Genomic DNA, 26,876 nt, shown 5'->3' on the forward strand with positions numbered 1-26,876 from the left:
CCGGGGGGCTGTCTGCCCCCCGGACCCCCGAGAGGTATTTGAGGCCCGGTCAGGCCTGTGTGCTGGCGCGTCGGGGGTGGCCGGGGTCTTTCTTGTGAGGGGGGCGCGCGCGTCGCTTTGAGCGCGCGCGGGGAGGCGAGGCCGGGGGCTGTCTGCCCCCGGACCCCCGAGAGGTATTTATGGCCCGGTCAGGCCTGTGTGGCGTGGCGCGAGGGCTGCGGGCGTGGCGCGCGGGATCCCGGCGGGTCAGGCGGCGGGGGTGGGCGTGGCGCGCATCAGCATGCCGTAGAGGTCGCGCGGCTCGTCGGGGTCGGCCAGGAGGTCGAGCGGCGTGTAATAGGGCGTGCCCTCGATGGCGTTCCGCACGAAGCGCAGGGCGGAGAAATCCTCGATCGCGAAGCCCACGCTGTCGAAGAGCGTGACCTCGGCGCTGCCCTGCCGGCCCGGGATCTCGCCCGAGAGGACTCGCCAGAACTCCTGCACCGGGTGGTCGGGATCGAGCTGCTGGATCTCGCCCTCGATGCGGGTCTGCTCGGGGTATTCCACGAAGATCGTCGAGCGGGTCAGGATGCCCGGCGCCAGCTCGGTCTTGCCGGGGCAATCGCCGCCGATGGCGTTCACATGCACCCCGCTGCCGACCATGTTGTCCGACAGGATCGTGGCGTATTGCTTGTCGGCGGTGCAGGTGGTGAGGATCTGCGCGCCCTCGATGGCCTCCTCGGCGGTCGCGCAGGAAACCACGCGCAGCCCGCTGCCCGCGAGGTTGCGGGCGCATTTCTTGGTGGCCTCGGCGTCGATGTCATAGAGGCGGACCTCCTCGAGGCCGACCAGCGCCTTCATGGCGAGGCTCTGGAACTCGGCCTGGGCGCCGTTGCCGATCATCGCCATCACCTTGGCGTTTTTCGGCGCGAGATGCTTGGCCGCGAGGCCCGACATGGCGGCGGTGCGCAGCGCGGTCAGCAGGGTCATCTCGGTCAGGAGCTTCGGATAGCCGGTGTAGACATCGGCCAGAAGCCCGAAGGCGGTCACCGTCTGCAGCCCCTCGCGGGTGTTCTTGGGGTGGCCGTTGACGTATTTGAAGCCATACATCTCGCCGTCGGAGGTGGGCATCAGCTCGATCACCCCCACGGCGCTGTGGCTCGCCACCCGCGGGGTCTTGTCGAAGCTCTCCCAGCGCAGGAAGTCTTCCTCGATATGGGCGGCGAGGCCGCGGATCGTCTCTTCGATGCCGAGGTGATGCACGAGGCCCATCATCTGGTCGACGGAGACGAAGGGCACGAGGGCCTTGTCGGACGGGGTAGTCATCGGGAATCCTCCGGGCTGTGGCGGCGCGAAAGATGCAGCCCGGCGATCATGCACCGGACCGAGCCGCCCGCGGTTTCAATGGTGGGAATGGAGAGCGGCAGGATGCGCGCATCATCCTCGATGCGGGCGATCTGCTCGGGGGTCAGGGCGGCCAGCGCCCTGGCGGACAGCGCCAGGAGGCGCCCCTCGCGGCCCGCAAGCTCGATGGCATTGCCGGCGAAGGCCTCGATCTGCCGCTCGGAGAGCGCGATCACGTCGCGGCCGGTCTCGGTCAGCCGGTCGCGGACCATGGCGCGGCGCGCGGGGTCGCGGATCATCTCGAGCCCCACCAGCGCCACCCGGGTGCCGATCGCCATGAGCACGTTGGTGTGGTAGACTGGGCGGCCCCGCGCGTCCTCGGCCTCGAAGGCGATGGGCTCGAAGTTGAAATGCGTGCAGAAGCGTTCGAGCAGCACCGGGTCGGCGCGATGCGAGCGCGCCACGTAGGCGACCCGGCCGATGTGGTCGAGCACCATGGCGCCGGTGCCCTCGAGCGCCAGCCCGTCGTGTTCCAGCCCCGAGTAGTCGATCACGTCCTGCACCCTGTAGCGGGCCTTCAGCATCTCGATCACATCCGCGCGGCGCTCGCGGCGGCGGTTCTCGGCATACATCGGGTAAAGCGCGACGTGGCCGCCCGCATGGGTCGAGAACCAGTTGTTCGGGAAGACGCTGTCGGGGGTCTCGGCGCCGTGGTCGTCGAAGTCGTGCACGGTCACCCCCGCGGCGCGCAGGGCGGCGACGACACCGTCGAACTCGGCCCGGGCGGCGGGGCCCTGGTCGGCGCCGCCGGCCCTCTGGAAGGCGTTGTCGGCGCGGGTCTCGGGGTTCGAGCGGAAGTGATGCGGGCGGATCATCACCACGTCGCCGGGGCTTTGCACCTGCATCTCAATACCCCCGGGTCGGGCGGTCGAAGACCCGCCGGCCCAGCGCCGAGGCGGCGAGGTCGACCATGAGCTGCGCGGTGCGCCCGCGCTCGTCGAGCATCGGGTTCAGCTCCACCAGGTCGAGCGAGGTCATCAGACCGCTGTCGTAGAGCATCTCCATCACCAGGTGCGCCTCGCGGACGGTGGCGCCGCCGGGCACCGTGGTGCCCACCGCGGGCGCCACGGCGGGGTCGAGGAAATCCACGTCGAGCGAGACATGCAGCGCGCCGCCCGCCGCGGCCACCCGGTCGAGGAAGGCCGAGAGCGGCTTGCCGATGCCGTTCTCGTCGATCTCGCGCATGTCGGCGCGCATCACGCCCGCGGCGTCGAAGGCCTCGCGCTCGGGGCCGTCGACCGAGCGCAGCCCGATCACGCAGACCTGGTCGGCGGGCACCGGGGCGGGCACATCGGGAAAGCCCGGGAAGCCCGCGCGCCCGGTGGCATAGGCCAGGGGCGTGCCGTGCAGGTTGCCGCTGCCGGTGGTCTCGAGGGTGTGGAAGTCCGAATGGGCGTCGAGCCAGAGGACGAACTGCGGTCGTCCCTCGCGGGCGGCATGGGCCGCGACGCCGGGCAGGGTGCCGAGCGAGAGCGCGTGATCGCCGCCCATGAAGATCGGCAGGCCGCGCGCCATGGCCTTCTCGGCCTCGCGCATGAGCGCCCGGGTCCAGCCCACGGTCTCGGGCAGGGCGTAGAGATGCGGGTCCTCGGCAATGTCGGTCACATCGGCGGGCACATTGCCGAGGTCGATGACCTCGTGGCCGAGATCGGAGAGGGCGCCCGGCAGGCGGGCGGTGCGATAGGCGTCGGGGCCCATCAGGCAGCCCCGGCTGCGCTTGCCGGAATCCACCGGCGCGCCGATGAGAAGGATCGTCTTCGCGGTCATGTCGTGCCCCCTTTGCTGCCCGTCTTGCGCGAATTATGCGGCGATGTGAGAAGGGGTAAAGGTGACAGATCGGACAAAATGTTCGAGACTTGGCCGAAACGGAGGCAAGGGGTGGCGATATGGACGAGACGGATCAGCGGATCCTGGCGGCGCTGAGGCGCGACGCGCGGGCCTCCTATTCGGACCTCGCGGGGTTATTGGGGCTGTCGCGGACCACGGTCCGGGCGCGGGTCGAACGGCTGCGCGAGGCCGGGCAGATCCTGGGTTTCACCGTGGTCTTGAAGGAGGACGTGCGCCAGGACCCGGTGCGGGCCCTGATGATGATCGGCATCGAGGGGCGGGGCACCGACCGCATCCTGCGCCAGCTCGGCGGCTTCCCCGAGATCCGCGGGCTGCACACCACCAACGGGCGCTGGGACGTGATCGCCGAGCTTGGCACGCAGGACCTCGAGGCGCTGGACGGGGTGCTGCACCGGATCCGCGCGCTTGGCGGGGTGACAACCTCGGAGACCTCGCTCTTGCTGTCGACGAAGCGCAGCGCGGGGGCGCAGAAGGGGCGCTAGGCGGGGGTGTCGGGGGCGCGCCGGGGCAGGGCGTGTGCTGGTTGTATGCGGGGCCGGGTGCGTGTTGGGCCGTGCGGGGCAGGGCGTGTGTTGAGCGCTATGGTAGAGATTGGGCGGGCAGGGCCTTGGCCGGTTCGCTACCGCACCGAGGGCGCAGCAAGGACGCCGCGCTGCACCTCCCGAAAAGCAGGGCAGGGCGCGCACCGGTCCACCCGGCCGCGCGCCCCGCGCCTCTCTCAGAGCTTCCGGTAGGCCGCGATCCAGAGCCCCGCCAGCGCCAGCGCGGCCAGCATGTTCCAGCTCGCCATGGAGAGCGTCAGGAACTCCCAGGCGATCTCGTCGCAGCGCACCATCGGCGCGGCCATGATCTGGTCCATCAGCTCGTCGGTCGAGAGCCCGCCGATGGCGCCCGAGGTGCAGGTCGAGGGGCCTTCCCACCAGGCCTTCTCGACCCCGGTGTGATAGAGCCCGAACGCCGCGGTCGTCAGCGCCGCCAGCGCCCCGAGCGCCGCCAGCGCCCGGCGCGGCAGCGCCAGCGCCACCGCACCGATCAGCACGGCGGCGACATGCGGATACCGCTGCCAGTAACACAGCTTGCAGGGCGGCAGCCCTCCGAGGTGCTGGAACCCCAGGGCGGCGATCAGAAGCGCGGCGGAGCCGGCGGCGGCGGAGAGGATCAGGATGCGGGCACTCATATCACGCGCAGAACCATGAAACCGCCGATCAGCGCAATGCAGAAGAGCGTGAAGACCAGCCCGAGGCGGCGCTCGATGAAGTCGCGGATCGGCCGCCCGAAGAAATAAAGGAGCCCCGCCACGATGAAGAACCGCGCCGCCCGCGCGATCAGCGCCGAGACGAAGAAGGGCAGGAGCGGCATGGCGGTCCAGCCCGAGAGGATGGTGATCACCTTGAAGGGGAAGGGCGTGAGCCCCGCCACCAGCACCGCCCAGATCCCATAGGTGTTGAAGGTCTCGTTGAAGGCCGCGATCTTCTCGCCCTTGCCGAGCGCCTCGAGGACCGGCGCGCCGATGCCCTCGTAGAAGAAGGCGCCGATGATATAGCCGAGCCCCGCGCCCGCCACCGAGGACAGCGTCGCCACCAGGGCGATCAGCCAGGCCTTGCGTGGCGCGGCGAGGATCATCGGGATCATCATCACGTCGGGCGGGATCGGGAAGACCGAGCTCTCCACGAAGGAGACGAGGGCCAGAAGCCAAAGCGCGCGCGGATGGTCGGCCAGCGCCATGGTGCGGTCGTAGGTTGTGCGGAGCATGCTGCCTGTCCTCGGGGCTCTTCGGCACTTCTCAGCACGGGGCGCGCATGGGGTCAAGAAAGCCGCGATCCCCGCTGGACGCGCGCCGCCCCGAACGGTAGAGGAGTGGCCGGGCCCAAGTGGCGGAATGGTAGACGCAGGGGATTCAAAATCCCCCGGTCGAAAGATCGTGTCGGTTCGAGTCCGACCTTGGGCACCAATGACTTAGCCGATTTCGGCATCCGGCGACGAGGCTTTGCCCCCGGTCGTTGCCCCCGGTCACTTTTCGCCCCCTGTTCGTTCTCCCATGGTTGGAAGCTTCATCATTTCCTCCGTTCCTGCGCCGCTTTTGAAAGGCGGCGACGGCTGGCCTTCTCCCGATACTGCGCCCCGCCGTCCCTCACCGCCGCCGCCCGAGAAGCCACACGAAGAAGATCCCGCCGATCAGGCCGGTGACGATCCCGATGGGCATGTCCTCGGGCGCCATCACGGTGCGCGCGGCGATGTCGGCCCAGAGAAGGAACACCGCGCCGCCCAGCGCGGAGAGGGGCAGCACCCGGGCGTAGTCCCCGCCCGCCAGCAGGCGCACGATATGCGGCACCATCAGGCCGACGAAGCCGATGATCCCGGAGAAGGCCACCATGACCCCGGTGATCAGCGCGCCGACCCCGAAGACGGCCAGCCGGAAGCGCGCCACCGGGATGCCGAGGGTCGCGGCGGTTTCGTCGCCCACAGTCATGGCGTTGAGCGCGCCGGCGCGGCTCAGGAGCCAGGCCCCGGAGCCCGCCAGGATGACCAGCGGGTAGATCAGCTGGTCCCATTGCGCGAGGCCCAGACCGCCCAGCATCCAGAAGACCACCGTGTGCGAGGCCCGCGGATCGCCGAGGAAGATCAGCACATTGGCCGCCGCCATGACGATGAAGGACACCGCGACACCGGCCAGGACCAGCCGGTCGGCGCTGGTCGCCTCGGTGAAGCGCGACACCGCCAGCACGATGCCGGTGGCCATGAGCGCGCCCAGAAAGGCCAGGACCGGGACCGTCAGGAGACCCAGGAACAGCCCGGTGTGCAGAAGCGCCAGGATCGCGCCGAAAGCGCCGCCCGAGGAGATCCCCAGAAGATGCGGATCCGCCAGGGGATTGCGCGTCACCGCCTGCAGGCTGGCGCCGACCAGCGCGAGGCCGGCGCCGACCATCATGGCCAGAAGCGCCCGGGGAAACCGGATCTCCCAGATGATCGCGGCCTGGCCCTCGGACCACTGCGGGGTGATGCTGCCGGGCGCGATCTTCTCGGCCAGCACGCCCCAGACCGTGGTGAAACCGACCTGGACCGCGCCGACCGAGATGGCCAGTGTCAGGGAGGCCACGAGGACCACCACCCCGGCGGCGAGCAGTATAGGCAGCTTGGGCCAGGCGCCTGGGCCTGCGGAGAGATCGGTTCCGCGGATCACCTCACTCTCCCCAGAAGCTCTCGGCGAGCGTCTTGACCGCCGCGATGTTGCGCGGACCGGGGGTTGCCTCGACGTAATCGAGCGTGACGAAACGGTCATTCTTCACCGCCGCGATCCCGGCGAAGGCGGGGTTCGACATCAGGAAGGCGCGCTTCTCCTCCGCGGTGACCTCGCCGTAGTCCACGATCACCACGATCTCGGGATCGCGCGCGACGACCTCCTCCCAGGAGACGGTCGCCCAGCTTTTCTCGAAATCATCCATGACGTTGCGCCCGCCCGCGGCCTCGATCAGCGCGGTCGGCATGGCGTAGCGCCCGGCGGTGAAGGGCGTGTCCTGCCCGCTGTCGTAGACAAAGACCCGCGGGGGCGCGCCGGTCTCGAGCCCGGCGGTGAGCTCGGCAAGCTCGGCGCGGTATCCCGCGACCAGCGCCTCGGCGCGGGCCTCGACCTCGAAGATGCGGCCGAGGTTCATCAGGTCGGCATACATGTCCTCGAGGCTGGCTTTGCCCTTGTCCATGACATGCGTGCAGCTCTCGGTCAGCTCGTAGACCTGGATTCCGAAGGGTGCGAGCGTCTCGGGCGTCACCTCCCCGCCGACCGTCATGCCGTAGTTCCAGCCGGCGAAGAGGAAGTCGGCCTCCGCGCCCAGCAGAACCTCCTTGGTGGGCTTGCGGGCGGCCAGTTCCGGCAGCGCCGCGACCCCGGAGCGCATCCCGGCGTCGAGCGACTTCCAGCCGGAGATGCCGGTGTAGCCCACCATGCGGTCGGCCAGCCCCAGGACCAGCATCATCTCGGTCAGGTTGATGTCGTTGGAGACCGCGCGTTCGGGCGGGGCCTCGAAGGTCACGCGGCGGTCGCAGCTCTGGACGGTGGTCTGCGCGAAGGCGGTGCCGGCGGTGCCGAGCAGGGCGGCGAGGAGGGGGAGATGGAGGAGTTTCATGCCTGTTCCAGGTCTCGTGTCAGGTGAAAGGAGAGATGATCCGCGCCGCTGTGCGACAGGGTTTCCCGGCGCGTGCCGACCTCGAAGGCGCGCGCGACGCCGGCTTCGGTCAGCACCCGGTCCGGCGGGCCGAAGCCGCAGGTCCGGCCGTCTTTCAGCAGCAGAACCTCGTCGCAGTGGCAGAGCGCCATGTTCAGGTCGTGCAGCGAGGTCACGATGGTCATCGGCAGGTCGCGGATCAGCCGCAGCACCTCGAGCTGGTGGCGGATGTCGAGGTGGTTGGTCGGCTCGTCGAGGATCAGGAGGCGCGGCTCCTGCGTCAGAGCGCGGGCCACCATGACCCGCTGCCGCTCGCCGCCCGAGAGGGTGCCGAGGTGCCGATGGGCGAAGCCGCAGAGGTCCATGCGCGTGAGCGCGTCCTCGATGATTGCCCGGTCGGCTGCGCTGGTGCCACCCCCGAAGCCACCCCCAAAGCCGCGCCGATGCGGGGTGCGCCCGAGTGCCACGATCTCCCGCACGGTGAGCGCGAAATCGGTCGGCTGCTCCTGCAGGACGGCGGCGACGCGGCGCGCCACGGCCAAGGCGGAGAGCTGCCAGATGTCCCTGCCGTCGAGACACACACTGCCGCTCTGCGGGCGGAGAAACCGGTAAAGGAGCCGCAGAAGCGTGGTCTTGCCCGCGCCGTTCGGACCCACGACCCCGAGCACCCGCCCGGGGGGCAGGGAAAAACTGGTCTCGTGCAGGACCCTCTGGCGGCCGCCCCGGGGCGCCCAGGACACCCGGTCCAGCGTCAGCGCGGCGGCGGGGGACGAAGATGCCCCGCTCATGTCATCAGCCTGCGGGCCCGCGCCCCGCCGCGCCGCACGCGCTTCGGGACGGAGAGCGCCAAGGGCGCGAGCGGTGTCGCGAGCGACTCGCCCAGGAGCCTGCAGAACCGCGCCACGGCGGGAGAACTCGCGGCCAGCGGCAGCGCCACCGCGCGGGCCCGAAGCGCCTCCTGCCGGTATCCGGCGTCGCCGGGCAGGGCGCCCAGCCATTGCAGGTAGCCGAGCTGCGCCATCTCTTCCGCCCGGTCGGGCGGCAGCGGTCCTACGTCGAGTTGCAGTAAGGTCTGTGCCAATAACATCGCGCCCTCCGCGCTTGATCGCGGAGCGGGCGGGATACCGGCGATGTCACAAGCCCTGTCGGGTCCATCTCTGGCACTCCTCCCACGGCACCCCGCCTGGGTTGAAGGTGACTGCAGGGCCCGTCGGGCCCCGGAGATGGCAGGTCTCCTGACTTGCGGGTCGTCGCTGTCCCGAACCTTCCCGAGCCGTATTGGCCCAGTGGTCAACCTCGGGGTGCTCGCCGCCTACAGTTGCGGGGGCAGTCGCGGAATTGGCGCCCGAGGCGCCGCACCGCGTTCCCTTTTCATCTCTCGGGCCGTCAGCCGTCGAGAACCATCGGGCGCCACAAGCGCAGATCGGGGGCTGTGGGTCAATGGCGGATCAGGGGGGCGGTGCTTGTCGGCGCGAGGTGGATGGCCCGGGTCCGAGGCGTGCGCATCAGAGGCTTTCCGGGTGGTGGATCAGGGAATCAGGGTCGGGTTTCGGCGTTCCACGGTGTCGCGCGCGGTCCGCGACCCGCGGCCGACGCCACTGCGCACAGTAAACACCGCCGCGCGGGTCTTGCCATGGCCTGCGCATTTCATCATCCATATCGGGGTAAAGGAGCGCCCATGAAACCGACCGTTCTGACCCTCGTCCTCGCATCGGCTGCCGCCTCCGCCGCGACCGCCACGCCCGCGCAGGAAGCCCGCGAGATGGGCGCGCATGTGCATGGCGTCTCCACGGCTGAAATCGCAGTCGAACAGGGCCGGGTGGAGATCACCCTCCATTCGCCGGGCGCGGACATCGTCGGCTTCGAATACCCGGCGCGGTCGACCGAGGAGAAGGAGGCCGTCGCCGCGGCCATCCGCCAGTTCCTCGCGCCTGAGACCATCGTGACCCTGCCGGAACCCGCGGGCTGCCGGCTGACCGAGGTTGTGGCGCAGCTTCACGGCGGCGGGCATGACGATGCGCAGGACGCGAACCACGCCGAGAGCGACGACCACGGCCACGACCACGACACACATGCCGAGGGCGAGGACCACGCGCACGAGGCGGGCGAGGATCACGACCACGACGCCCACGGCGAGGACGACGACCACGACCACGCCGAAGAGCACAGCGCGGACCACAGCGAGTTCCACGTCACCTATGGTTTCGCCTGCGACGAGGAAGACGCGCTCACGACCCTGGGCTTTCCCTTCTTCGAGACCTTCGGCAACGCCCGGGAGATCGAGGTGCAATATGTCACCGAGGCGGGCGCCGGTCTGGCGGCGCTGACCCCGGGCGCCGCCGAGCTCACGCTCGAATGACCGAACCGGCGCTGGCGCTCGAGGCTCTGCGCTTCCGCTGGCCGGGGCGGGGATCCTTCGGGCTGTCGGTGCCGGGCTTCACCATGGCGGCGGGCGAGCGCGTCCTGCTTCTGGGCGAAAGCGGGTCCGGCAAGTCGACGCTGCTCTCGCTGATCTGCGGCATCGTCACGGCGGGCTCGGGCCGCGTCCGCGTCGGCGGGCAGGACCTCGCGGCGCTCACTGCGGGCGCGCGCGACCGGTTCCGGGCGGAGCGGATCGGCGTCATCTTCCAGCAGTTCAACCTGCTGCCCTATGCCAGCGTGGCGGACAACATCCTGCTGCCGCTGCGCTTCGCACCGGAGCGGCGCGCGCGGGCCACCCCGGGCGAGGCCCGCGCCCTCTGCGCAGCGCTGGCGCTGCCCGAGAGCGTGCTTGCCAGCAAGGCCGGGCGGCTCTCGGTCGGCCAGCAGCAGCGCGTCGCGGTGGCCCGGGCGCTGATCGGCCAGCCGCCGCTGATCGTCGCCGACGAGCCGACCTCGGCGCTCGATGCCGCGACGCAGGACAGCTTCCTGGGCCTGATGTTCGACCGGCTGGAGGCGACCGGGGCCTCGCTTTTGATGGTCAGCCATGACGAACGCCTCGGCGCCCGCTTCGACCGCGTGGTGCGGCTGGCGGAGATCGCCGACATCGAGGCGCCCGCATGATCCTGCGACTGGCCTTTGCCTCGCTCCTGGCGCGCGCCCTGACCGTGGGCATGACGGTGCTGGCCATCGCGCTGTCGGTGGCGCTGTTCCTCGGTGTCGAGAAGGTGCGCACCGGCGCGCGGGCGAGCTTCGCCGACACGATCTCGGGCACCGACCTGATCGTCGGCGCGCGCTCGGGCTCGGTGCAGCTCTTGCTCTACTCGGTCTTCCGCATCGGCAATGCCACCAACAACGTCACCTGGCAGAGCTACCAGGACATCGCCGCGCGGCCCGAGGTCGACTGGATCGTCCCGATCTCGCTTGGCGACAGCCACCGCCAGTTCCGCGTCATGGGCACCACCGGGGCCTTCTTCGAGCACTACCGCTACCGCGGCGGCCGCGCGCTGGAGATCGCCCAGGGGCAGGGCCTGGGCGACCTCTACGACGCGGTGATCGGCGCCGAGGTGGCGGCCGCGCTGGGATACGCGGTGGGCGATCCGATCGTGGTTAGCCACGGGCTCGCCTCCTTCACCGATCACGGCGACCAGCCGTTCCGGGTCGCGGGCATCGTGGCCCGCACCGGCACGCCGGTGGACCGCACGGTGATCGTCAGCCTCGAGGCGATCGAGGCGATCCATGTCGACTGGCGCTCGGGCGCCCAGCGGCCCGGGCCCGCGACCCCGGTGGAGCGCATCCGCGAGATGGACCTGACGCCCTCGGCGGTGACGGCGGCCTTGGTCGGCACGCAGTCGCGCCTGCAGGTCTTCGGGTTGCAACGCTGGATCAACCAATACCCCGAGGAGCCGCTTCTGGCGGTGCTGCCGGGCGTCGCGCTGCAGGAGCTCTGGCAGATCGTCGGGGTGGCCGAGACGGCGCTGATCGGTGTCTCCGCCATGGTCGTGGTCACCGCGCTTCTGGGCATGATGGCGATGATCTTCTCCTCGCTGAACGAACGCAGGCGCGAGATGGCGATCTGGCGGGCCATGGGCGCGCGGCCGGCCACGATCCTCGGGCTTCTGGTGCTGGAGGCCGCGCTGATGGCGGCCCTCGGCGCGGGCCTCGGGCTGGCGTTGCTTTACGCCGGGCTCGTCATCGCGCAGCCGCTGGTCGACAGCGCCTTCGGCCTCTGGCTGCCGATCGCGCCGCCGACGCTGCGCGAAGCGGCGGTTCTCGCGCTTGTGATCGCCGCGGCGGCGCTGACCAGCCTTCTGCCGGCGCTTCGGGCCTACCGCCTGTCCCTGGCCGATGGCATGATGGTGCGGACATGACACCCGCCCGTCTTTCCCGGCGCCGGCTCTTGGCGCTTTCCGCCGCCTGCCTTGTTCCGGGGCCGGCGCAGGCGGCCAAATACCGGGCGCTGGCCTGGGACGACCTGATGCCGCCCGGTCTGCCCTATGGCGAGATCGTCGGTCCCGGCTTCATCGACGAGGCCAATGACATCTGGAACCCGCAGTATGACGCCAACGGGCTGCAGGTGCGCCGCGATCTCGACGGGGTGCGGATCCGGCTTCCGGGCTACATCATCCCCTTCGAGACCGCGCGCGGCGGCGTGACCGCCTTCATGCTGGTGCCTTACGTCGGCGCCTGCATCCACACCCCGCCGCCGCCGCCGAACCAGCTGGTCTTCGTCCGGACGGACAGGCCCTGGCCCAACGAGTCCATGTGGGACCCGGTCTTCGTCTTCGGGCGGCTCTCCGCCAAACCCATGGCGACGCAGATCGCGGACGCGGGCTACCAGATGAGTGCCGAAAGGATCGAGAGCTACCGATGACACCTCCCAGACCCTGCCGGCGGGCGGTCCTGCTTGGCCTCTCCGCGCTTGCCCTGACCGCCCCGGCGCGGGCCGAGACCGTGAACGATCTGACCTGGGACGACCTGCGGCCCGAGGGCGACAGCGCGCCGCCGGCCTTCCTGAAGGACGTGCTGCCGCACGACGAAAGCGCGATGGCGGCCGGGCAGCCGCAGTCCACGGGGATAAGGACGGATTGGAACGGGGCCATCGTGCGGATGTCCGGTTTCGTCGTGCCCATCGACCAGCGCGCCACGGGCGTCACCGCCTTCATCCTGGTGCCCTATGTCGGCGCCTGCGTGCATGTCCCGCCGCCGCCGGCCAACCAGCTGGTCTTCGTGACCACCGAGACCCCCTATGAGACCTCGGGTCTTTTCGAGGCGGTCACCGTCACCGGCATGTTCGGCACGGCGGCGACCTCGACCCAGCTTGCCGAGATCGGCTACGCGCTCTCGGCGGACGAGATCCGGCCGTATCGGCGGTAGGGGGCTTGGCCCGAGGGCGTTGCGCGCGATGACCTCGAAGGGCGGAGCGCGAGCGGTCCCGTTTCGTGCGTCCTGTGACGGCAGGCGAGCCCCCGGTCACCCGGCACAACAACTGAGCGCGGCCACGTCCTTCTCGAAGGTCTGGGCCGCGAGCTTCAGCCCTTCAACCGTGGTGAGATACGGCATGATCGTGTCGCCCAGCTCCTCGTAGGTCAGCCCCGCCTTCAGCGCCATCACCGCCGTCTGGATGCTGTCGGCGCCCTCGGGGGCGAGGATCTGCGCGCCGAGAAGCCGCTTGCTGTCGGCCTCCGCCACCAGCTTGATCAGCCCGCGCGTGTCGCGGGCGGCGAGGGCGCGCGGCACGGCGTCGAGCGGCAGGACCGAGGTGACCACTTCGTGCCCGGCCGCCCGGGCCTGCGCCTCGCTCAGGCCCACGCCCGCGACCTGCGGGTCGGAGAAGACCACCCAGGGCATCGTGGCGTTGTCGTAGCTGCGCGCCTCATCCGCCACGGCATTGCGGGCGGCGAGCTTGGCGCCATAGGCCGCCATGTAGACGAACTGGTCGCGCCCGGTGACATCGCCCGCGGCCCAGACCCTCGGGTTGGCGGTGCGCATCTGGGCGTCGGTCACGATCCCGCCGCGCGCGTCGGTCTCGATGCCGGCGGCATGCAGGTTCAGCCCGTCGCTGTTCGGCACCCGCCCGGTGGCGCGCAGCAGCCGCTCGGCCTCGAAGCTCTGCCCGTCCGTCGCGGTCAGCCGCACGGCATCGCCGTCGCGCGCCACGCGCTCGTAACCCGAGACCCGCGCCAGCCGGATGCCCTCGTCGGCCAGGTAGTGCTCCAGCGCCTCGGAGACCTCGGGCTCAGCCTCCGGCAGCACGCCCCGGCGGCTGACCAGCGTCACCGCGACACCGGCCCGGGCGAAGAGCTGCGCCAATTCCACGCCGATATAGCCCGCGCCGAGGACCAGCAGCGAGGCGGGCAGGGCGGTCATTTCCAAGGCCGATGTGCTGTCGAGGGCCTCGACCGCTTCGATGCCGGGGATCGCCGGCACATGCGGATGCGACCCGGTGGCGAGGATGATCTTCCGCGCCGGAAAAGCATCGCCGTCCACGGTCAGGCGGCCTTCATCGTCGAACCGGGCCCGGCCCCCGATGTAGTCGATGGTCTCGTGCCGCGGCAGGACATCGCCGTATTTCGCCGCGCGCATCTCCTGTACAAGCGCCTGTTTCTGCGCCATGGTCGCGGCCCAGTCGGTGATCCGGGCCTCTGCCGCGAGGCCGTCGAAGCGGTGTGCGGCGCGGGCCTGGTGCAGGCCCTCCACCGCGCGGATCAGCGCCTTCGAGGGCACGCAGCCCGTGTTGACGCAGGTGCCGCCGAGGGTGCCCGTGCCGATCAGCGCCACGCGCGCCCCGGCCTCGGCGGCGGTGATGGCGGCGGAGAAGCCGGCGGAACCCGCGCCGATGACGGCCAGGTCATAGGCGGGCTTGGGGGTGCGGGTGTCACTCATCTCCGTCTCCCCTCAGGTCCTGCGCGCGCGCCGCCAGAGCGCGTAGAGCGTGAGGCCGATGAAGCCCGCCAGCGCGGGCAGGAGCACCAGGTCCAGCCAACCCAGCATGGCCGAGAGCCCCAGGGCGCCCAGCAGGACCACCAGGATCGGCGTGAAGCAGCAGAGCGCCAGAATGACGGTGCCGAGCAGGCCATAGGACAGGAGGCGGTCGGTCTTGGCGGAACGGGGAGGGCGGTTCATCGGGGGCCACCCTCGGTGAGGGGTGTACCGCAGCTGTGGCCCGTGACGGCGGTGATCCCTGCTTCGCGGCCCGTAAAGGGCCCAGCAAGGTCACCGCCAGAGCGCAACGCGCCATGGCGGCTATCAGCAACCTCTCCGATCCTCTCGCCTAGTGTCCGGGCCTGCCGCCCCGCCTTCTTCGTTTGCCCTGTCATCGCGTCATCCTCGTTGTGGCTCGATGACCGGCAAGATAGGCTCTGTAGCAACTACAGGATCAAGGACAAATCTGATGCCTGACCTTCACGCCACCGCGAGCGCGCTCAGGCGCTCCGATCTCGCCCGCCGGACCGGCTGCAACCTCGAGACCATCCGCTACTACGAGAGCGTCGGCCTGATGCCCGACCCGCCGCGCACCGCGTCGGGCCATCGGCGCTACGGGCCGGCCCATGTGGAGCGGCTGAGCTTCGTGATGCGGGCCCGGGATCTCGGCTTCACGATGGAGGAGATCCGCGGCCTCCTGTCCCTCGTCGATCGCGGCAGCCACACCTGCGCCGAGGTCGCGCGTATGGGGCGGCACCAGCTTGAGGTGGTCCGCGCCAAGATCCGCGATCTCCAGGCGATCGAAGCGGTTCTCTCGGAGACCATATCGCGCTGCACCGGGTCCGACACGCCCGACTGCCCGCTGCTGGATGTTCTCAGTGAGGGGCAGGCGGCGGCGATGCCCGCAGGTGGTGCGGAGTAGGGTTTATTCGAGGGCGGCGGGGCTGTCCGCCGGGATGCAGGACCTCCGGTCTACGCGTCGCGCGAACCGCACAGGCCACATCCGCAGCCCACGTTCGCAATCACCCTACGGAGCAAGTCACCGCGCGCCCCAGGTGTCCGACAGCCGGTAGCCCTCGGGCCAGGGATCGGAGGGGTCGAGCATGTGCTGGTGCATGCCGGTGATCCAGCCGCGCCCGGAGATCTGTGGGCGGATCGCCGGGTGGCCCGCGAGCGTGGTCTCTCCGAGAATCTTCCCGGAGAAGGTCGAGCCGATCACCGAGCGCGCGGTGAGCCTCTCGCCGGTCGTCATCACGCCGCGCGCCTGCAGCACGGCCATGCGCGCCGAAAGCGCGGTGCCGGTGGGCGACCGGTCGACCTTGCCGGGCTGGATCGCGACGGCGGAGCCGGTCTGCAGCCCCTCGGGGCCGTCGGTCAGCGGCCCGGCGAAGAGACAGAAGGAGATGTGCCGCCAGTCCGGGTTCTCGGGATGCTCGAAGCCGATCTGCGCGTTGGCGGCATTGGTGATCCGCACGCCGAGGGTCGCGAGGTCATGCGCCTCGTCCTCCTTCAGCGCGAAGCCAAGCGCCGCGGCGTCGACGATCACGAAGCTGTCGCCGCCGTAGGCGGTGTCCACCGTTAGGGTGCCCAGCCCCTCGACCTCAAGGTTCGCGTCGAGGCGGGCGGCGAAGGAGGGCACGTTTTCCACGAAGATCCGCTCGGCCTTGCCGTCCCGGCACTCCGCGCGCACCCGGACGAGGCCGCCGGGCGCTTCCATCACCAGATGCGTCTCGGGTTCCTGCATCGGCACCAGCCCGCCGTCGAGCAGCACCGTGGCGACGCAGATCGAGTTCGACCCGGACATCGGCGGGGTGTCCTCGGGCTCCATGATGATCCAGGCGGCCTGGGCCTCGGGGTGCTTCGGCGGGACCAGCAGGTTCACATGCCGGAAGACCCCGCCGCGCGGTTCATTCAGGACGAAGTTGCGCAGGGTTTCGTCGCGGGCGATCCAGCGGCTCTGCTCCCAGAGCGTGTCGCCGGGCGGCGGCAGGACGCCCCCGACAATGACGTCGCCGACCTCGCCCTCGGCATGGGCGGAGATCACGTGGATGGTCTTGGTGGAGCGCATGGCGATGGGTCCCGGTGGGTTGCGGCAGGGCGATCATGGGCGGCGGGATGGGGCATGCCAACAGTCGGCGGGATGATACTTTGGGATTAGGGGATCGGGGGGCGGTCCCGGGGGCGGCATGGTTCCTGTGCGGGTGGCGCGGGGCAGGGCACCGGCACCTGCTGGGTGCCCCGCATCGCGACGGGCCTCCACCCGCCACCGCCAACCTCACACCGCCGGCATCCCCTTCGGCCGGGCCAGGCGCTTCTGCGCGGCGATGCGGAACGGGGCGTTGGGGCCGCCGAAGCCGCGGTAGCCGGGGGCGCGTTGCACAATCTCGAAGAACATGCCGCCGGCGAAGGCGCGGGAGTAGAGCTGCAGAAATTCCGCCGCGCCCTCGCGGTCGTAGAGCACGTTCCAGCGCCGCAGCCGGTCGAGCAGCCCCTCGGGCAGGTCGAAGCGGGCGGCGAGGTCGCTGTAGTAGTTCTCGGGGATCGGCAACGGCTCGAAACCGCGCCCGGCGAGGGCTTCCGCGGTGGCGAAGATGTCCTCGGTCGCGAGCGCGACATGCTGCACCGAGCCGCCGAAGCTCTCGGCAAGGAAGCTGCCGGCGAGGGTGCGGTGGGTCTCGGCGCCGTTCAACGTGACCCGCAGGGCGCCGCCCGCGCTCTCGATGGCCTGGCTGCGGACCAGCCCGTCGGGGTCGATGACATCCACCATGGGCGTCTTCGCCATGTCGAAAAGCGTGGTGTAAAAGAGCGTCCAGCTCAGCATCTCCTCGTAGGACATGGTCTGGGCGAGGTGGTCGATGCCGGTGATGCCCACGCCGGGCGCGGGGGGTTCCTCGGAGACGGGCAGGAACTCGACCTCCCAGACCCGGTCGAGGCCGCTCTCGGCGTCGATGAAATGCAGGACCGAGCCGCCGAGGCCGCGGATCGCGGGGATGTCCAGCTCGCCGGGCCCGGTGGGCTGGCGGAAGGGCTTGGAGCCCAGCGCCTCGGCCCGCGCCAGCGTCTCGGCGGCGGAGGTGACCCGCAGGCCGATGTCGCAGATTGAGGTGCCGCGCACGTTCCAGGCATGGGCGGCGTGGCCGGTCTCCTCGGCGTTGACGACGATGCGGACGGCGCCCTGCTGCCAGAGGTCGAGCGCCTTGTTCCGGTGCCGCCCGACCCGCGCGAAACCAAGGCCGGAGAGCGTGTCCGACAGGCGTGAAAGGTCCGTCCGGCGGGCGGCGAACTCGAGGAAGGCGACGCCTTCGACCTGCACGCGCGGCGGGATCGCGGGCAGGGGCATCGGCGTGTCCGGCTCGGCCCGGCGCACCTCGTCCATCACCGCCGTCAGCGCGCGATAGCCGTCGCCCGCCACGACGCGCGGGTCGCTGCCGCGGAACTGGTCGTTGAAGATCTCCAGGCTCATCGGCCCGTCGTAGCCGGTCGCGGCCACGGCGCGGCAGAAGCCCGCCACGTCGAGGTCGCCCTCGCCGGGCATGTTGCGGAAGTGGCGCGACCAGTAGAGCAGGTCCATCTCGATCGCCGGCGCGTCGGCGAGCTGCACGAAGAAGATGCGGTCGCCCGGGATCGCGCGGATCGACTCGGGCGAGAGGCGGCGGCCCAGCGTGTGGAAACTGTCGAGGATCAGCCCGACGTTGGGGTGATCGGCGCGGCGCACGATCTCCCAGGCGTCGCGGTGGTCGTTGACGTGGCGGCCCCAGGCCAGTGCCTCGTAGCCCAGGCGGATGCCCTGGGCGCGGGCGATCTCGCCCAGCTCGGAGAGGTCGTCGGCCGCCCGGTCGATCCCGCCGAGGCTCTCGGGATGCACCGAAGAGCAGATCAGCATCAGGTTGGTGCCAAGCTCGCCCATCAGGTCGAACTTGCGCCGGGCCCGGTCGAAGGCCTTGGCCCGCAGCGACCCGGGCAGGCATTCGAAGTCGCGGAACGGCTGGAAAAGGGTGATCTCGAGCCCGTGGTCGCGCACCATCCGGCCGACCTCGGCGGGGCCGCCGTCATGGGCGATGAAATCCTGCTCGAAGATCTCGATCCCGTCGAAGCCGGCCTTGGCGATGGCCTCGAGCTTTTCCGGCAGCGCGCCCGAGATCGAGACCGTGGCGATGGAGGTCTTCATGCGCGGTTCTCCCTGTCGCTCAGTAGCCCAGCGCGCGCGGCAGCCAGATCACCGTCTGCGGCACGAAGGTCAGGATGATCAGCACCAGCACCTCGACCAGGAAAAGCGGCATGATCGCCCGGATCAGCCGGGCCATGCCGACCTGCGCCACGCCCTCGGCGACGAAGAGGCACAGGCCCAGGGGCGGGGTGATCAGGCCGATCATCAGGTTGAAGATGACCAGGATGCCGAAATGCACCGGGTCGACGCCGAGCGAGACCGCGATCGGGTGCAGGATCGGCACCAGCACCAGCATGGCCGCGATGCCCTCGAGGAAGAGCCCGACGAAGAGGAACAGCAGGATCACAGCCAGAAGGAAGGTGGTCTGGCTGTCGACATTACCGAGCACCCAGTCGGTCAGCATGTTCGGCACGCGGTTATAGGTCAGAAGCCAGTTCCCGGCCGAGACCGCGGCGATGATGATCAGGATGATCGCGCTGTCCTTCATCGCGCCCGAGAAGATGCGCGGCAGGGCCGAGAGCCGGATCTTGCGGTAGACGACGAGGCCCAGGACCAGCGCATAGGCCACGGCGAAGCTCGCGGCCTCGGTCGGGGTCACCACGCCCAGGAGGATCGAGCCCACCACGAAGACAGGCATCAGCAGCGGCAGGATCCCCTGCAGGAGCGCGGTGCTCGCGGGCGTCTCGTCCAGCGCGCCCACGTCCTTGCTTGGATCGACCTTGACCGTCGCCATGACGTAGATCGACAGGAAGATGGCCAGCAGGATGCCCGGCACCACGCCCGCCATGAAGAGCGCGGGCACCGAGACGCCCGAGACGATCAGCGCGTAGATGATCACCGGGATCGAGGGCGGGATGATCGGGCCGATCACCGAGGAGGCGGCGGTCAGCGCGGCGGCGAAGCTGCGGTCGTAGCCGCGTTTCTCCATCTCGGGGATGAAGACCCGGCCGATCGCCGATGTGTCGGCCACGGCGGAGCCGGAGAGCCCCGCGAAGATCACCGAGGCCCAGATGTTGACCAGCGCCAGCCCGGCGCGCAGCCGCCCGACGATGACATTGGCGAAGGCGATGATGCGCGAGGTGATGCCGGATTCGTTCATCACCTCGCCCGCCAGCACGAAAAGCGGGATGGCCAGGAGCGGGAAGGAGTTCAGCCCCTTGAACATCTCGGTCGGCACGATGCGCAGGGTGTAGGGGGCCTCGCCCGTGGACATGAAGACCAGGAGCGCGGCCACGATGGCGATGGCGATGGGGACGCCGGCCAGCAGCCCGACGATGAGGACGGCATAGACCATGGATCAGACCTCCGGGGCGCGGGCGCGCTCGGCGAGTTTCAGGGCGGCGGCGATGGCGAGGATCAGCCCGCCGAAGGCAATCGCGTATTGATAGGGGCCAACGCGGCCAAGCCAGACCAGGGCCTCGATGCCCGTGGTGCTGGCCAGCGCGTCCGCCGTGGCCTTGAGGCCCGAGGCGTCGACATCGCCGCGGCGCACCGCGAAGAGGTGGCCCGCATAGGCCAGCGCGAGGCCCGAGACGACGGTCACGACATCGGCGACCATGAAGAGCCGCCGCTTGGCTCGGGCCGGCAGCATGTCGACGAGGATGGTGAAGCGGATATGCGCGTCGTGCAGATAGGCCAGCGCCAGGCCGAACATCACGCCGTAGATCGTGAGGTAGATGGGCAGCTCCTCGCCCCAGGGCACGGAGCGCCCTACCAGGTAGCGGCGGGTGGAATTGACGAAGATCACCAGGAACACCAGCGCCATCGAAAGCCCGGCGCCGAAGCCGAACACGCGGCGGGCGATTGCGTTGATCCTGTCCATTGTCTCCTCCCTAGGTCTGCCCGGCCCGGGCGGCGCGGCGGTGTGCACGCGGCGCCCGGGCCGGGGTCCGGTCATTCGGTGGCGGCGGCAAGCGCGCTTTGCAGCCGGTCGATCCACTCGGCGTCGTCACCCAGTTCGCCGCGCAGGTAGTCGACCACGGCGGGCTGCGCCTGGTCGGCGAAGGCCTGCAGTTCCTCGGCGGTCGGCGAATAGACCTGCATGCCCTCGGCCTGCACCTTGGTCACGCCCTCGGCGGTGTTCCACTGCTGGATCGCGCGGCCCATGGTGCCCGCGACCGAGGCGGCCTTCTGCACGACCTCCTGCTGGGCGGGATCGAGACCCTGGAAGAACTCGTCCGAGATCAGGATGAAGTCCGCGGCATAGACGTGGCCGTCGAGCGTCATGTAGCTCTGCAGCTTGTGCAGGCCGTTGTTGTAGATCACGCCGACCGGGTTCTCCTGCCCGTCGACCACGCCGGTCGACAGCGCGTTCGGCAGCTCGGTCCAGGCAATCGGGGTCGGTTCCCCGCCGAGGCCCTCGACCATCTCGACATAAAGCGGAATGGGCTGGACCCGGAACTTCAAGCCCTCCATATCCGCGGGGCTGCGGATCTCGCGGGTGTTGTTGGTGAAGTTGCGGAAGCCGGTCTCGCCGTAGGCCAGCGTGCGCAACCCGGTCTCCTCCAGGCAATGCTGGCCGAGGGCCTGGCCGAACTCCCCGTCAAGGACCTCCCAGGCCACCGGGGCCGAGGGGAAGGTATAGGGGATGTCCAGCACCGAGGCGGCCGGGCAGACCTTGGACATGGCGCCCGAGACCAGCACGACCTGGGTGAGGTTGTCCTGCGCCTGGGCGATCAGCTCGTCCTCGTTCCCGAGCGCGCCTGCGGGGAACAGCTCGACCGTCATGTCGGTCTCGCCCTCGACGATGTTCTTGAAGATCTGCGCGGCGGCGCCCTTCTTCGACCCGGTCCAGTCGTCGGGGTCCACATGGGCGACCCGCAGGGTCTGGGCCGAGGCCGCGCCGGCGACCAGCGTGCCGCAAAGCGCGGCAACGCCAATCAGGGTTTTCGGTTCGATACGCATGGATGCTCCTCCCTTTTGCGTTCTCAGGTGCCCGCCGCGACGGGGGCGGGGTGATCGAAAGTGTCGAAAGTGGCGGCCATGCGCGCGGGGTCGGCGGGCCGGCCGGTGAAGAGCTCGAAGGCGCGGACGGCCTGGAAGACCGCCATGCCGGACCCCGGCAGGACCCGGCAGCCCGCGGCGCGGGCGGCGCGCAGAAGCTCGGTCTCGAGCGGGAAATAGACGATGTCCGCGACCCAGAGCGCGGGGTCGAGAAGGGCGGCCGGAAGCGCCATGCCGGGCAGCTTGGCCATGCCCATGGGCGTCGCGTTGACGAGGCCGTCGGGCCGGTCGGTCTCGAAGAGCGCGTCTAGGTCCGTCACCGCGGCGGTCGCGGTCTCGGGCCGGTTGGCGGCCACCTGCGTAGCGAGCCGCTCGGCCCGGTCGGGATCGCTGTCGTGGATGGAGAGCCGCCGCACGCCGCAATCGGACAGCGCATGCGCCACCGCGACCCCGGCGCCGCCCGCGCCGATCAGCAGGGCGTGGTCGCGCGTCACCTCGGGCAGCCCGGTGCGGAAGCTCTGCGCGAAACCCCAGAGGTCGGTGTTGTGCCCGACCCGGCGGCCATCCTTCAGCACCACCGTGTTCACCGCGCCGATGGTGCGGGCGTTCTCGGAAAGATCGTCAAGAAGGCCCATGACCTCGATCTTGAAGGGATAGGTCACGTTCAGCCCGTCGAAGCCGCTGGCCTCGGCGGCCTTCAGCATGTCCGACAGCGACAGTTCGGCGCGCTCCGGGGCGTCCATGTCGAGGATCCGGTAGACCGACGACAGCCCCTGCGCGGCGCCTTCGGCCATATGCATGCGCGGCGTGCGCGAGGCCGCGATGCCCCGGCCGATCAGGCCGGCCAGCAGGGTCTCTCGGGGTCTGTCGAGCTGCGCCACGCCGCCCTCCGTCGTTTGCCGAAGTGATTCTGAGGCTCAAAATGAACCCGCAGGTTAATTCTGTCAACGGAATTGATCCCACGGGTTAATTGTGCTGAACTGCGCGCATCGAGCAGGGGTGGACGGCCGGAGGGACGACAGGTGAACGAGACCGCCAAGTCACGGAGCTGGAAGCAGAATCCCGAAGCGGTGAAGGCCGACATCCTGCGCGTGGCGCGCGAGGAGTTCGCCCGCGGGGGCCTCTCCCGCACGCGGATCGAGGACATCACGGCGCGCACCAAGACCTCGAAGCGGATGGTCTTCTACTATTTCGGCGACAAGGAATCGCTTTACCGCGCGGTGCTCGAGGACGCCTATGCCGAGGTCCGCGCCGCCGAGGCCGAGCTCGACATCGACGGGCTGGCGCCGGACGCGGCCTTGCAGAAGCTCGCCGAGTTCACCTTCGACCACCACCGGGCGCATCCCGATTTCATCCGCCTGGTGATGGTCGAAAACATCCACGGCGGCTGCCACATCGCGGAATCCGACCGGTTCGCCGAGCAGAACGTCGGCGCCATTCGCATGCTGGAGCGCATCTGCCAGGCGGGGATCGAGGCCGGGCTGTTCCGGCCCGACGTCTCGGCCCTGGCGCTGCACTGGCAGATCAGCGCGATGAGCTTTTTCAACGTCTCGAACCGCACGACCTTCGCGGCCAATTTCGGCAATGCGCTCTTCGAGGAGGCCGGCCAGGACATGCTCCGCCGCGAGGCCGCCCGCGCCGTGGTGCGCGGCGCGTTGAAGACGCCCGAGGGCGAGGGCTGAGCGGACGCGCGGCGGCGGTCGGGGGGCTGTCCGGGGCAGGGGGCGTTCCAACCCGATGCCGCGACGGGCAGGCTAAAATACCAACCGCCCCAACCGCTCCGTGACCTCGACGCCCGGGGCCCCACATAGCACCGCACGTCATCGACACCGCGCCGCCCGAGGGAGACCCCATGCGCTTCTGGACCATCATCGCGCTCATCCTTGTCCTCTCGGCGGTCGGGCTGACCTACGAGATCGCGGCGGGCCGGGTGCTGGCGCCCTTCTTCGGCACCTCGCTTTTAACCTGGACCACGGTGATCGCCACGGTCCTCGCGGGCTTTTCGCTGGGCAGCGCGCTCGGCGGGCTGATCGCGGAGCGGGAGCGGCCCGCGGCGCTCTCGGCGATCCGCAAGGCGCTCCTGGCGACGGCGGCGCTCATGGCGCTCTCGCCGGTGATCCTGGGGCTGGTCTACACGCTGGGCGCGCGGGGCACCGCGGGCATGGTCGTCTCGGTCCTGGTGGCCTTCTTCCCGGCCTCGGTGCTGGTCACGCTGCCGTCGCCTTTCCTCGCCAAGCTGGCCGTCGAGGCGCGCCCGGGGCGCGAGGGCTCCTCGCTGGGCGTGGTGCTGGCGGCGGGTTCGGTGGGGGCGATCGCGGGGGCGGTGCTCTCGGGCTTCGTGACCCTGCCGCTGATCGGCTCGGCGGCGACCTTCACGCTCTGCGGCGCGGTGGCGCTGGCCTGCCTGCCGGTCCTGCGTGCGGCCGACCGCGGGGCCCGGCACGAGGCGCCGGGGATCAATGCGGTGGTGGCGACCGTGCTCCTGGTCGGCGCCTCGCTCCTGTCCGGGCCGATCTGCCGCTACGAATCCGGGCTCTCCTGCATCGACGTGGCGCAGCAGGGCAGCGCCACCTACCTGGTCTCGGACGGCACCGCCCAGGCCGCCGAACGTCCGGGCGAGGGGCCGGAGGACAGGCTGGTCCTGAGCTATACGCAATGGCTCTGGCAGCGCATGGACCGCGACCTCGGGCCCGCGCCCTCGGTGCTTTTCATCGGCGGCGGGGGCTACAGCCTGCCGACGCGGCTTCTGGACGACCGCCCCGAAGCCCGCGCACTGGCGGTGGAGATCGACCCGCTGGTCACCGAGGTCGTCCGCCGCCACCTGCCCGAGGCCGGCGCGATGATCGAGAAGACCGGTGTTGTCCTTGGCGACGACAGGAACCCCGGCGACGGGCGGCTGAAGATCCGGCACGCGGACGGGCGGGTCATCATCAACGAGACCGACCGGCGCTTCGACGCGGCGGTGATGGACGCTTTCTCCTCGGGCTCGGTGCCGGCGCATCTCGCCACGCTGGAGACCTATGCCCGGCTGCGCGAGATTGTCGACGGGCCGGTCTATGTGAACCTTCTGGACTATCCCGACGGGCGGCTCGCCGGGGGCATCCACGCCATCCTGGCCGAGCTCTACCCCCATGTGCGCGCCGTTCAGAGCCCGCTCTGGCAGACCGGCCGCGCCAATATCGTGCTGGTCGCCTCGGATGCGCCGATCGCGCCGCTGGAGGAGATGCCGAAGGATTACGCCGCCGTGCAGATCTCTGAAGCGCGCGCCTTCACCGACGACCGCGGGTGGAGCGGGCACCGGTAGCGCGCCCCTCCAAGGCGGCGCGGCGCGCCCTCACGACACCGTCTCGATCGCGAAGCGGAAGAGCGAGCGGATATGCCCGCCCACGGCCTTGCGCGCGGCGCGGGCGTCGCGGGTCTCGAGCGCGTCGAGGATCGCGGCGTGCTGGCGGCTGTCGGGCTCGAGCCGTTCGGCCAGGCGGTCGATCTCGAACATCTTGGTGCCCGCGCGCAGGGCGTGGATCATGTCGGCCATCACGCGGTTGCCGCAGTTCTCGATGAAGAGCCCGTGCACCTCGTCGTCCGAGCGCCAATGCGCCAGCATGTCGTAGGGCCTGCGAGTCTCGACCGCGTGCAGGGTCTCGCGGGCGCGCTGGATGTCGGCGGGGTCGACCCGGTCGACGCAGAGCGCCGCGGCCTCGGCCTCGAGCAGCTCGCGCACCTTCAGGCTTTGCAGGTATTCGCGCAGCTCGACCTTGCGCACCTGGAAGGAGCGGTTGGCGGATTTCACCAGCACGCCCTCGGCCTCGAGCCGCTGCAGCGCCTGGCGCAGGGGCGTGCGCGAGATGCCCAGAAGGTCGGCGATCTGCTGTTCGACGATGACGCTTCCGGCGGCGAGCTGGCGCTGTTCGATCATCGTCGAGAGCGCCTCGTAGGCGCGGCCCGAGAGCGTGCCACGCTTGGCGGCGGCGGGCGATTCGGTGCTGGCCACAGGCCGCGGGCTGGTTTTGCTCATGGCGTCACTCTTCGTTTCGCGGCTGCCCGGAAGCCGGGCAACCAACTGTCGCGGCGATGAAAACCGCGGCGCTGCGGAGGCCTCTGCCGCGGGTCTTCCCGTGTATTTCATGTATGCCACCAAAAATCTATTGCGTTTTTATCGTGCACTATGAATGTTGAATTGTATACCGTCGGGACGCGACGGAGGGGAGAATGATGATGACCACCGCCAGGCCGCCCGAAACCCGCAGCGACAGCGCGATTGCCTTTCTGCGCGAATTGATCGCGCTCCAGCCCAAGGGCGAGGCCGCCGTGCAGGCCGCCATCGCCGCGCGGCTCGCGCAGGCCGGCTGCAGCGTCGAGACCCGCGACTACGATCCCGCCGAGGTGCCGGTGAAGGGCGAGTTCGCCGCCGATGCCTCCCGCGCCACCGAACGGCGCAGCGCCGTGGTGGGCACGCTCACGGGGCAGGCGGATCTGCCGAGCCTCCTAATCTTCGCCCATCCCGACGGCGAGCCCATGCGCGATGCCGAGGCCTGGCGCCACGACGCCTTCGCCGGCGCGGTCGAGGACGGGAAGCTCTACGGCTGGGGTGTCGCCGACGATCTGGCGGGCTGCGCCGCCGCGGTCCTGGCGATCGAGGCCGCCGCCGCCCATGGCGCGCCCTTGGGCCGGGCGGTCTTCGCCTCCACGCCCTCGAAGCGCTACGCCCGGGGCGTGGCGGCGCTCTTGCACGACGGGCTCTCCGCCGATGCCGCGCTCTACCTGCATCCCGCCGAATCCGGCGTCGGCATGCGCGAGATCAAGGCGCTGGCCTCGGGGCAGGTGGAGTTCCGCATCACCGTGACCGGCCAGGCGCCAGACACCACCGAGCCCGGCCAGACCGCCTTTTCCCATCTCGCGGCCAATCCCGTCGACAAGGCGGTGCTGGTGCATGCCGCGCTGATGGCGCTGGCCGAGGACCGCGCCCGCCGCATCCGCCAGCCGCAGATCGAAGCCCGGGTCGGCCGCGCCACCAACCTGCACATTTCGCGCATCCGCTGCGGCGAGATGAGCAAACTCGCCCGCATCGCCGAGACCTGCGAGATGGGCGGCGCGCTGTCCTTCCCGCCCGGCGAGACGCTGGCCGAGGTCCGCGCCGAGGTCGAGGAGGCCGTCGCCCGCGCCGCCCAGGCCGACGACTGGCTGCGCGACAATCCTCCGCGCATCGACTGGCTGACCGGCGTGACCGGCGCCCATGTGCCCGAGGAGCACCCGCTCTACCAGGTGACCGCGCGGGCGGTCTCGGATGTCACCGGCGAGGCGCCCTATGTGAACGTGATGCACACCTCCTCGGACATCCGCAATCCGCCGGTCGAGGCGGGCATCCCCTGCGTCGCCTTCGGCTGTCTCTGCGGCGATCTCAGCCAGAACGAGAAGCGCGACGAATGGGTCGATGTGGCCGATTTCCTGCGCATGGTCGAGGTCACGACCCGGGTCGTGACCGACTGGTGCAGCGGCGCGCGCCCCGGCGCCCCCTCCTGACATTTCCAGAT

Annotated in this window: 27 protein-coding genes, 1 tRNA gene, 1 pseudogene and 1 riboswitch; of the genes and pseudogenes, 11 read left to right on the forward strand and 18 right to left on the reverse strand. The window is 70.2% G+C overall.

Annotation, left to right across the window (positions count from 1 at the left end; genetic code table 11):
• Nucleotides 1-246 precede the first annotated feature (246 nt).
• From ACX938_RS12180 to rocF, 3 genes are read right to left on the reverse strand one after another with little or no spacing between them, the layout of a single operon-like run.
• Entirely contained in the window at nucleotides 247-1,305 is a 1,059-nt protein-coding gene (locus tag ACX938_RS12180) for an ornithine cyclodeaminase (RefSeq protein WP_459431257.1), read from the reverse strand.
• The gene (gene ctlX / locus ACX938_RS12185; protein WP_459431258.1) at nucleotides 1,302-2,228 is read right to left on the reverse strand and encodes a citrulline utilization hydrolase CtlX; all 927 of its coding nucleotides are present in this window, start codon (nucleotides 2,226-2,228) and stop codon (nucleotides 1,302-1,304) included. Before ctlX ends, ACX938_RS12180 begins: the two co-directional genes overlap by 4 nt.
• Nucleotide 2,229: 1 nt before the next feature.
• On the reverse strand, nucleotides 2,230-3,150 hold the full coding sequence (gene rocF / locus ACX938_RS12190; RefSeq protein WP_459431259.1) for an arginase: 921 nt from the start codon (nucleotides 3,148-3,150) through the stop codon (nucleotides 2,230-2,232).
• 119 nt (nucleotides 3,151-3,269) lie between these two features.
• On the opposite strand from rocF, the gene ACX938_RS12195 reads away from it, so the two are divergent.
• On the forward strand, nucleotides 3,270-3,713 hold the full coding sequence (locus ACX938_RS12195) for an Lrp/AsnC family transcriptional regulator (protein ID WP_232753164.1): 444 nt from the start codon (nucleotides 3,270-3,272) through the stop codon (nucleotides 3,711-3,713).
• A gap of 236 nt (nucleotides 3,714-3,949) precedes the next feature.
• On the opposite strand, the gene ACX938_RS12200 is transcribed toward ACX938_RS12195, so the two are convergent.
• Nucleotides 3,950-4,408: a disulfide bond formation protein B gene (locus tag ACX938_RS12200; RefSeq protein ID WP_459431260.1), complete on the reverse strand. Its 459-nt coding sequence runs from the start codon at nucleotides 4,406-4,408 to the stop codon at nucleotides 3,950-3,952.
• The gene (locus ACX938_RS12205; protein WP_232753162.1) at nucleotides 4,405-4,983 is read right to left on the reverse strand and encodes a YqaA family protein; all 579 of its coding nucleotides are present in this window, start codon (nucleotides 4,981-4,983) and stop codon (nucleotides 4,405-4,407) included. The genes ACX938_RS12200 and ACX938_RS12205 overlap by 4 nt, the downstream gene beginning before the upstream one ends.
• A gap of 113 nt (nucleotides 4,984-5,096) precedes the next feature.
• On the opposite strand from ACX938_RS12205, the gene ACX938_RS12210 reads away from it, so the two are divergent.
• Nucleotides 5,097-5,182: transfer RNA gene (locus ACX938_RS12210), tRNA-Leu, on the forward strand.
• A gap of 180 nt (nucleotides 5,183-5,362) precedes the next feature.
• Here the strand turns inward: ACX938_RS12210 and ACX938_RS12215 are convergent.
• From ACX938_RS12215 to ACX938_RS12230, 4 genes and pseudogenes are all read right to left on the reverse strand, one after another.
• Complete coding sequence (locus ACX938_RS12215; protein ID WP_459431329.1) at nucleotides 5,363-6,364, reverse strand: FecCD family ABC transporter permease; 1,002 nt, start codon at nucleotides 6,362-6,364, stop codon at nucleotides 5,363-5,365.
• Nucleotides 6,365-6,413: 49 nt separating this feature from the next.
• Complete coding sequence (locus ACX938_RS12220; RefSeq protein WP_459431261.1) at nucleotides 6,414-7,352, reverse strand: ABC transporter substrate-binding protein; 939 nt, start codon at nucleotides 7,350-7,352, stop codon at nucleotides 6,414-6,416.
• 263 nt (nucleotides 7,353-7,615) lie between these two features.
• Nucleotides 7,616-8,179, reverse strand: a pseudogene (locus tag ACX938_RS12225) (ABC transporter ATP-binding protein); the annotation flags it as partial.
• On the reverse strand, nucleotides 8,176-8,472 hold the full coding sequence (locus ACX938_RS12230; RefSeq protein ID WP_459431262.1) for a hypothetical protein: 297 nt from the start codon (nucleotides 8,470-8,472) through the stop codon (nucleotides 8,176-8,178). The gene ACX938_RS12230 and the pseudogene ACX938_RS12225, both read right to left, overlap by 4 nt.
• 141 nt (nucleotides 8,473-8,613) lie before the next feature.
• Nucleotides 8,614-8,796, reverse strand: a riboswitch (cobalamin riboswitch).
• Nucleotides 8,797-9,069: 273 nt separating this feature from the next.
• On the opposite strand from ACX938_RS12230, the gene zrgA reads away from it, so the two are divergent.
• From zrgA to ACX938_RS12255, 5 genes are read left to right on the forward strand one after another with little or no spacing between them, the layout of a single operon-like run.
• Nucleotides 9,070-9,750 carry a zinc uptake protein ZrgA gene (gene zrgA, locus ACX938_RS12235; protein WP_459431263.1) on the forward strand — a complete coding sequence of 227 codons (681 nt, stop codon included), beginning with the start codon at nucleotides 9,070-9,072 and terminating at the stop codon, nucleotides 9,748-9,750.
• Nucleotides 9,747-10,433 (forward strand): ABC transporter ATP-binding protein, encoded by a 687-nt coding sequence (locus ACX938_RS12240; RefSeq protein ID WP_459431264.1) that lies wholly within the window; start codon nucleotides 9,747-9,749, stop codon nucleotides 10,431-10,433. Before zrgA ends, ACX938_RS12240 begins: the two co-directional genes overlap by 4 nt.
• Nucleotides 10,430-11,680: an ABC transporter permease gene (locus ACX938_RS12245; RefSeq protein WP_232753156.1), complete on the forward strand. Its 1,251-nt coding sequence runs from the start codon at nucleotides 10,430-10,432 to the stop codon at nucleotides 11,678-11,680. Before ACX938_RS12240 ends, ACX938_RS12245 begins: the two co-directional genes overlap by 4 nt.
• A complete protein-coding gene (locus tag ACX938_RS12250) occupies nucleotides 11,677-12,183 on the forward strand; it encodes a DUF3299 domain-containing protein (RefSeq protein WP_459431265.1) in 507 nt (168 codons plus the stop codon). Before ACX938_RS12245 ends, ACX938_RS12250 begins: the two co-directional genes overlap by 4 nt.
• Complete coding sequence (locus tag ACX938_RS12255) at nucleotides 12,180-12,686, forward strand: DUF3299 domain-containing protein (protein ID WP_459431266.1); 507 nt, start codon at nucleotides 12,180-12,182, stop codon at nucleotides 12,684-12,686. The genes ACX938_RS12250 and ACX938_RS12255 overlap by 4 nt, the downstream gene beginning before the upstream one ends.
• A 96-nt stretch (nucleotides 12,687-12,782) precedes the next feature.
• Here the strand turns inward: ACX938_RS12255 and merA are convergent, their stop codons facing one another.
• Together merA and merF are read right to left on the reverse strand one after the other, a co-directional pair.
• On the reverse strand, nucleotides 12,783-14,195 hold the full coding sequence (gene merA, locus ACX938_RS12260) for a mercury(II) reductase (protein WP_459431267.1): 1,413 nt from the start codon (nucleotides 14,193-14,195) through the stop codon (nucleotides 12,783-12,785).
• Nucleotides 14,196-14,207: 12 nt separating this feature from the next.
• Nucleotides 14,208-14,435 (reverse strand): mercury resistance system transport protein MerF, encoded by a 228-nt coding sequence (gene merF / locus ACX938_RS12265; RefSeq protein WP_459431268.1) that lies wholly within the window; start codon nucleotides 14,433-14,435, stop codon nucleotides 14,208-14,210.
• Nucleotides 14,436-14,703: 268 nt separating this feature from the next.
• Between merF and ACX938_RS12270 the strand changes: the two genes are divergently transcribed.
• Nucleotides 14,704-15,156 carry a MerR family transcriptional regulator gene (locus ACX938_RS12270; RefSeq protein WP_459431269.1) on the forward strand — a complete coding sequence of 151 codons (453 nt, stop codon included), beginning with the start codon at nucleotides 14,704-14,706 and terminating at the stop codon, nucleotides 15,154-15,156.
• Between the two features lie 117 nt (nucleotides 15,157-15,273).
• Here the strand turns inward: ACX938_RS12270 and ACX938_RS12275 are convergent, their stop codons facing one another.
• From ACX938_RS12275 to ACX938_RS12300, 6 genes are all read right to left on the reverse strand, one after another.
• A complete protein-coding gene (locus ACX938_RS12275) occupies nucleotides 15,274-16,302 on the reverse strand; it encodes a trans-3-hydroxy-L-proline dehydratase (protein WP_459431270.1) in 1,029 nt (342 codons plus the stop codon).
• A 207-nt stretch (nucleotides 16,303-16,509) separates the two neighbouring features.
• Nucleotides 16,510-18,402 (reverse strand): bifunctional sugar phosphate isomerase/epimerase/4-hydroxyphenylpyruvate dioxygenase family protein, encoded by a 1,893-nt coding sequence (locus ACX938_RS12280; protein ID WP_459431271.1) that lies wholly within the window; start codon nucleotides 18,400-18,402, stop codon nucleotides 16,510-16,512.
• 19 nt (nucleotides 18,403-18,421) lie between these two features.
• Nucleotides 18,422-19,696 carry a TRAP transporter large permease gene (locus tag ACX938_RS12285; protein WP_459431272.1) on the reverse strand — a complete coding sequence of 425 codons (1,275 nt, stop codon included), beginning with the start codon at nucleotides 19,694-19,696 and terminating at the stop codon, nucleotides 18,422-18,424.
• Nucleotides 19,697-19,699: 3 nt separating this feature from the next.
• A complete protein-coding gene (locus ACX938_RS12290) occupies nucleotides 19,700-20,224 on the reverse strand; it encodes a TRAP transporter small permease (protein WP_459431273.1) in 525 nt (174 codons plus the stop codon).
• Between the two features lie 71 nt (nucleotides 20,225-20,295).
• Nucleotides 20,296-21,306: a TRAP transporter substrate-binding protein DctP gene (gene dctP, locus ACX938_RS12295; RefSeq protein WP_459431274.1), complete on the reverse strand. Its 1,011-nt coding sequence runs from the start codon at nucleotides 21,304-21,306 to the stop codon at nucleotides 20,296-20,298.
• Between the two features lie 23 nt (nucleotides 21,307-21,329).
• On the reverse strand, nucleotides 21,330-22,226 hold the full coding sequence (locus tag ACX938_RS12300; RefSeq protein WP_459431275.1) for a shikimate dehydrogenase: 897 nt from the start codon (nucleotides 22,224-22,226) through the stop codon (nucleotides 21,330-21,332).
• A gap of 141 nt (nucleotides 22,227-22,367) precedes the next feature.
• Here ACX938_RS12300 and ACX938_RS12305 point away from each other — a divergent pair, with 141 nt between their 5' ends.
• Together ACX938_RS12305 and ACX938_RS12310 are read left to right on the forward strand one after the other, a co-directional pair.
• Entirely contained in the window at nucleotides 22,368-23,027 is a 660-nt protein-coding gene (locus ACX938_RS12305; protein ID WP_232753142.1) for a TetR/AcrR family transcriptional regulator, read from the forward strand.
• Between the two features lie 170 nt (nucleotides 23,028-23,197).
• Nucleotides 23,198-24,649, forward strand: coding sequence for a fused MFS/spermidine synthase (locus ACX938_RS12310; RefSeq protein WP_459431276.1), 1,452 nt, complete (start codon nucleotides 23,198-23,200; stop codon nucleotides 24,647-24,649).
• A gap of 30 nt (nucleotides 24,650-24,679) precedes the next feature.
• On the opposite strand, the gene ACX938_RS12315 is transcribed toward ACX938_RS12310, so the two are convergent.
• Entirely contained in the window at nucleotides 24,680-25,360 is a 681-nt protein-coding gene (locus ACX938_RS12315) for a GntR family transcriptional regulator (protein ID WP_459431277.1), read from the reverse strand.
• Between the two features lie 194 nt (nucleotides 25,361-25,554).
• Here ACX938_RS12315 and ACX938_RS12320 point away from each other — a divergent pair, with 194 nt between their 5' ends.
• Nucleotides 25,555-26,865 (forward strand): M20 family metallopeptidase, encoded by a 1,311-nt coding sequence (locus ACX938_RS12320; protein ID WP_459431278.1) that lies wholly within the window; start codon nucleotides 25,555-25,557, stop codon nucleotides 26,863-26,865.
• Nucleotides 26,866-26,876: the final 11 nt, after the last annotated feature.

The organism is Roseivivax sp., from assembly GCF_054552075.1.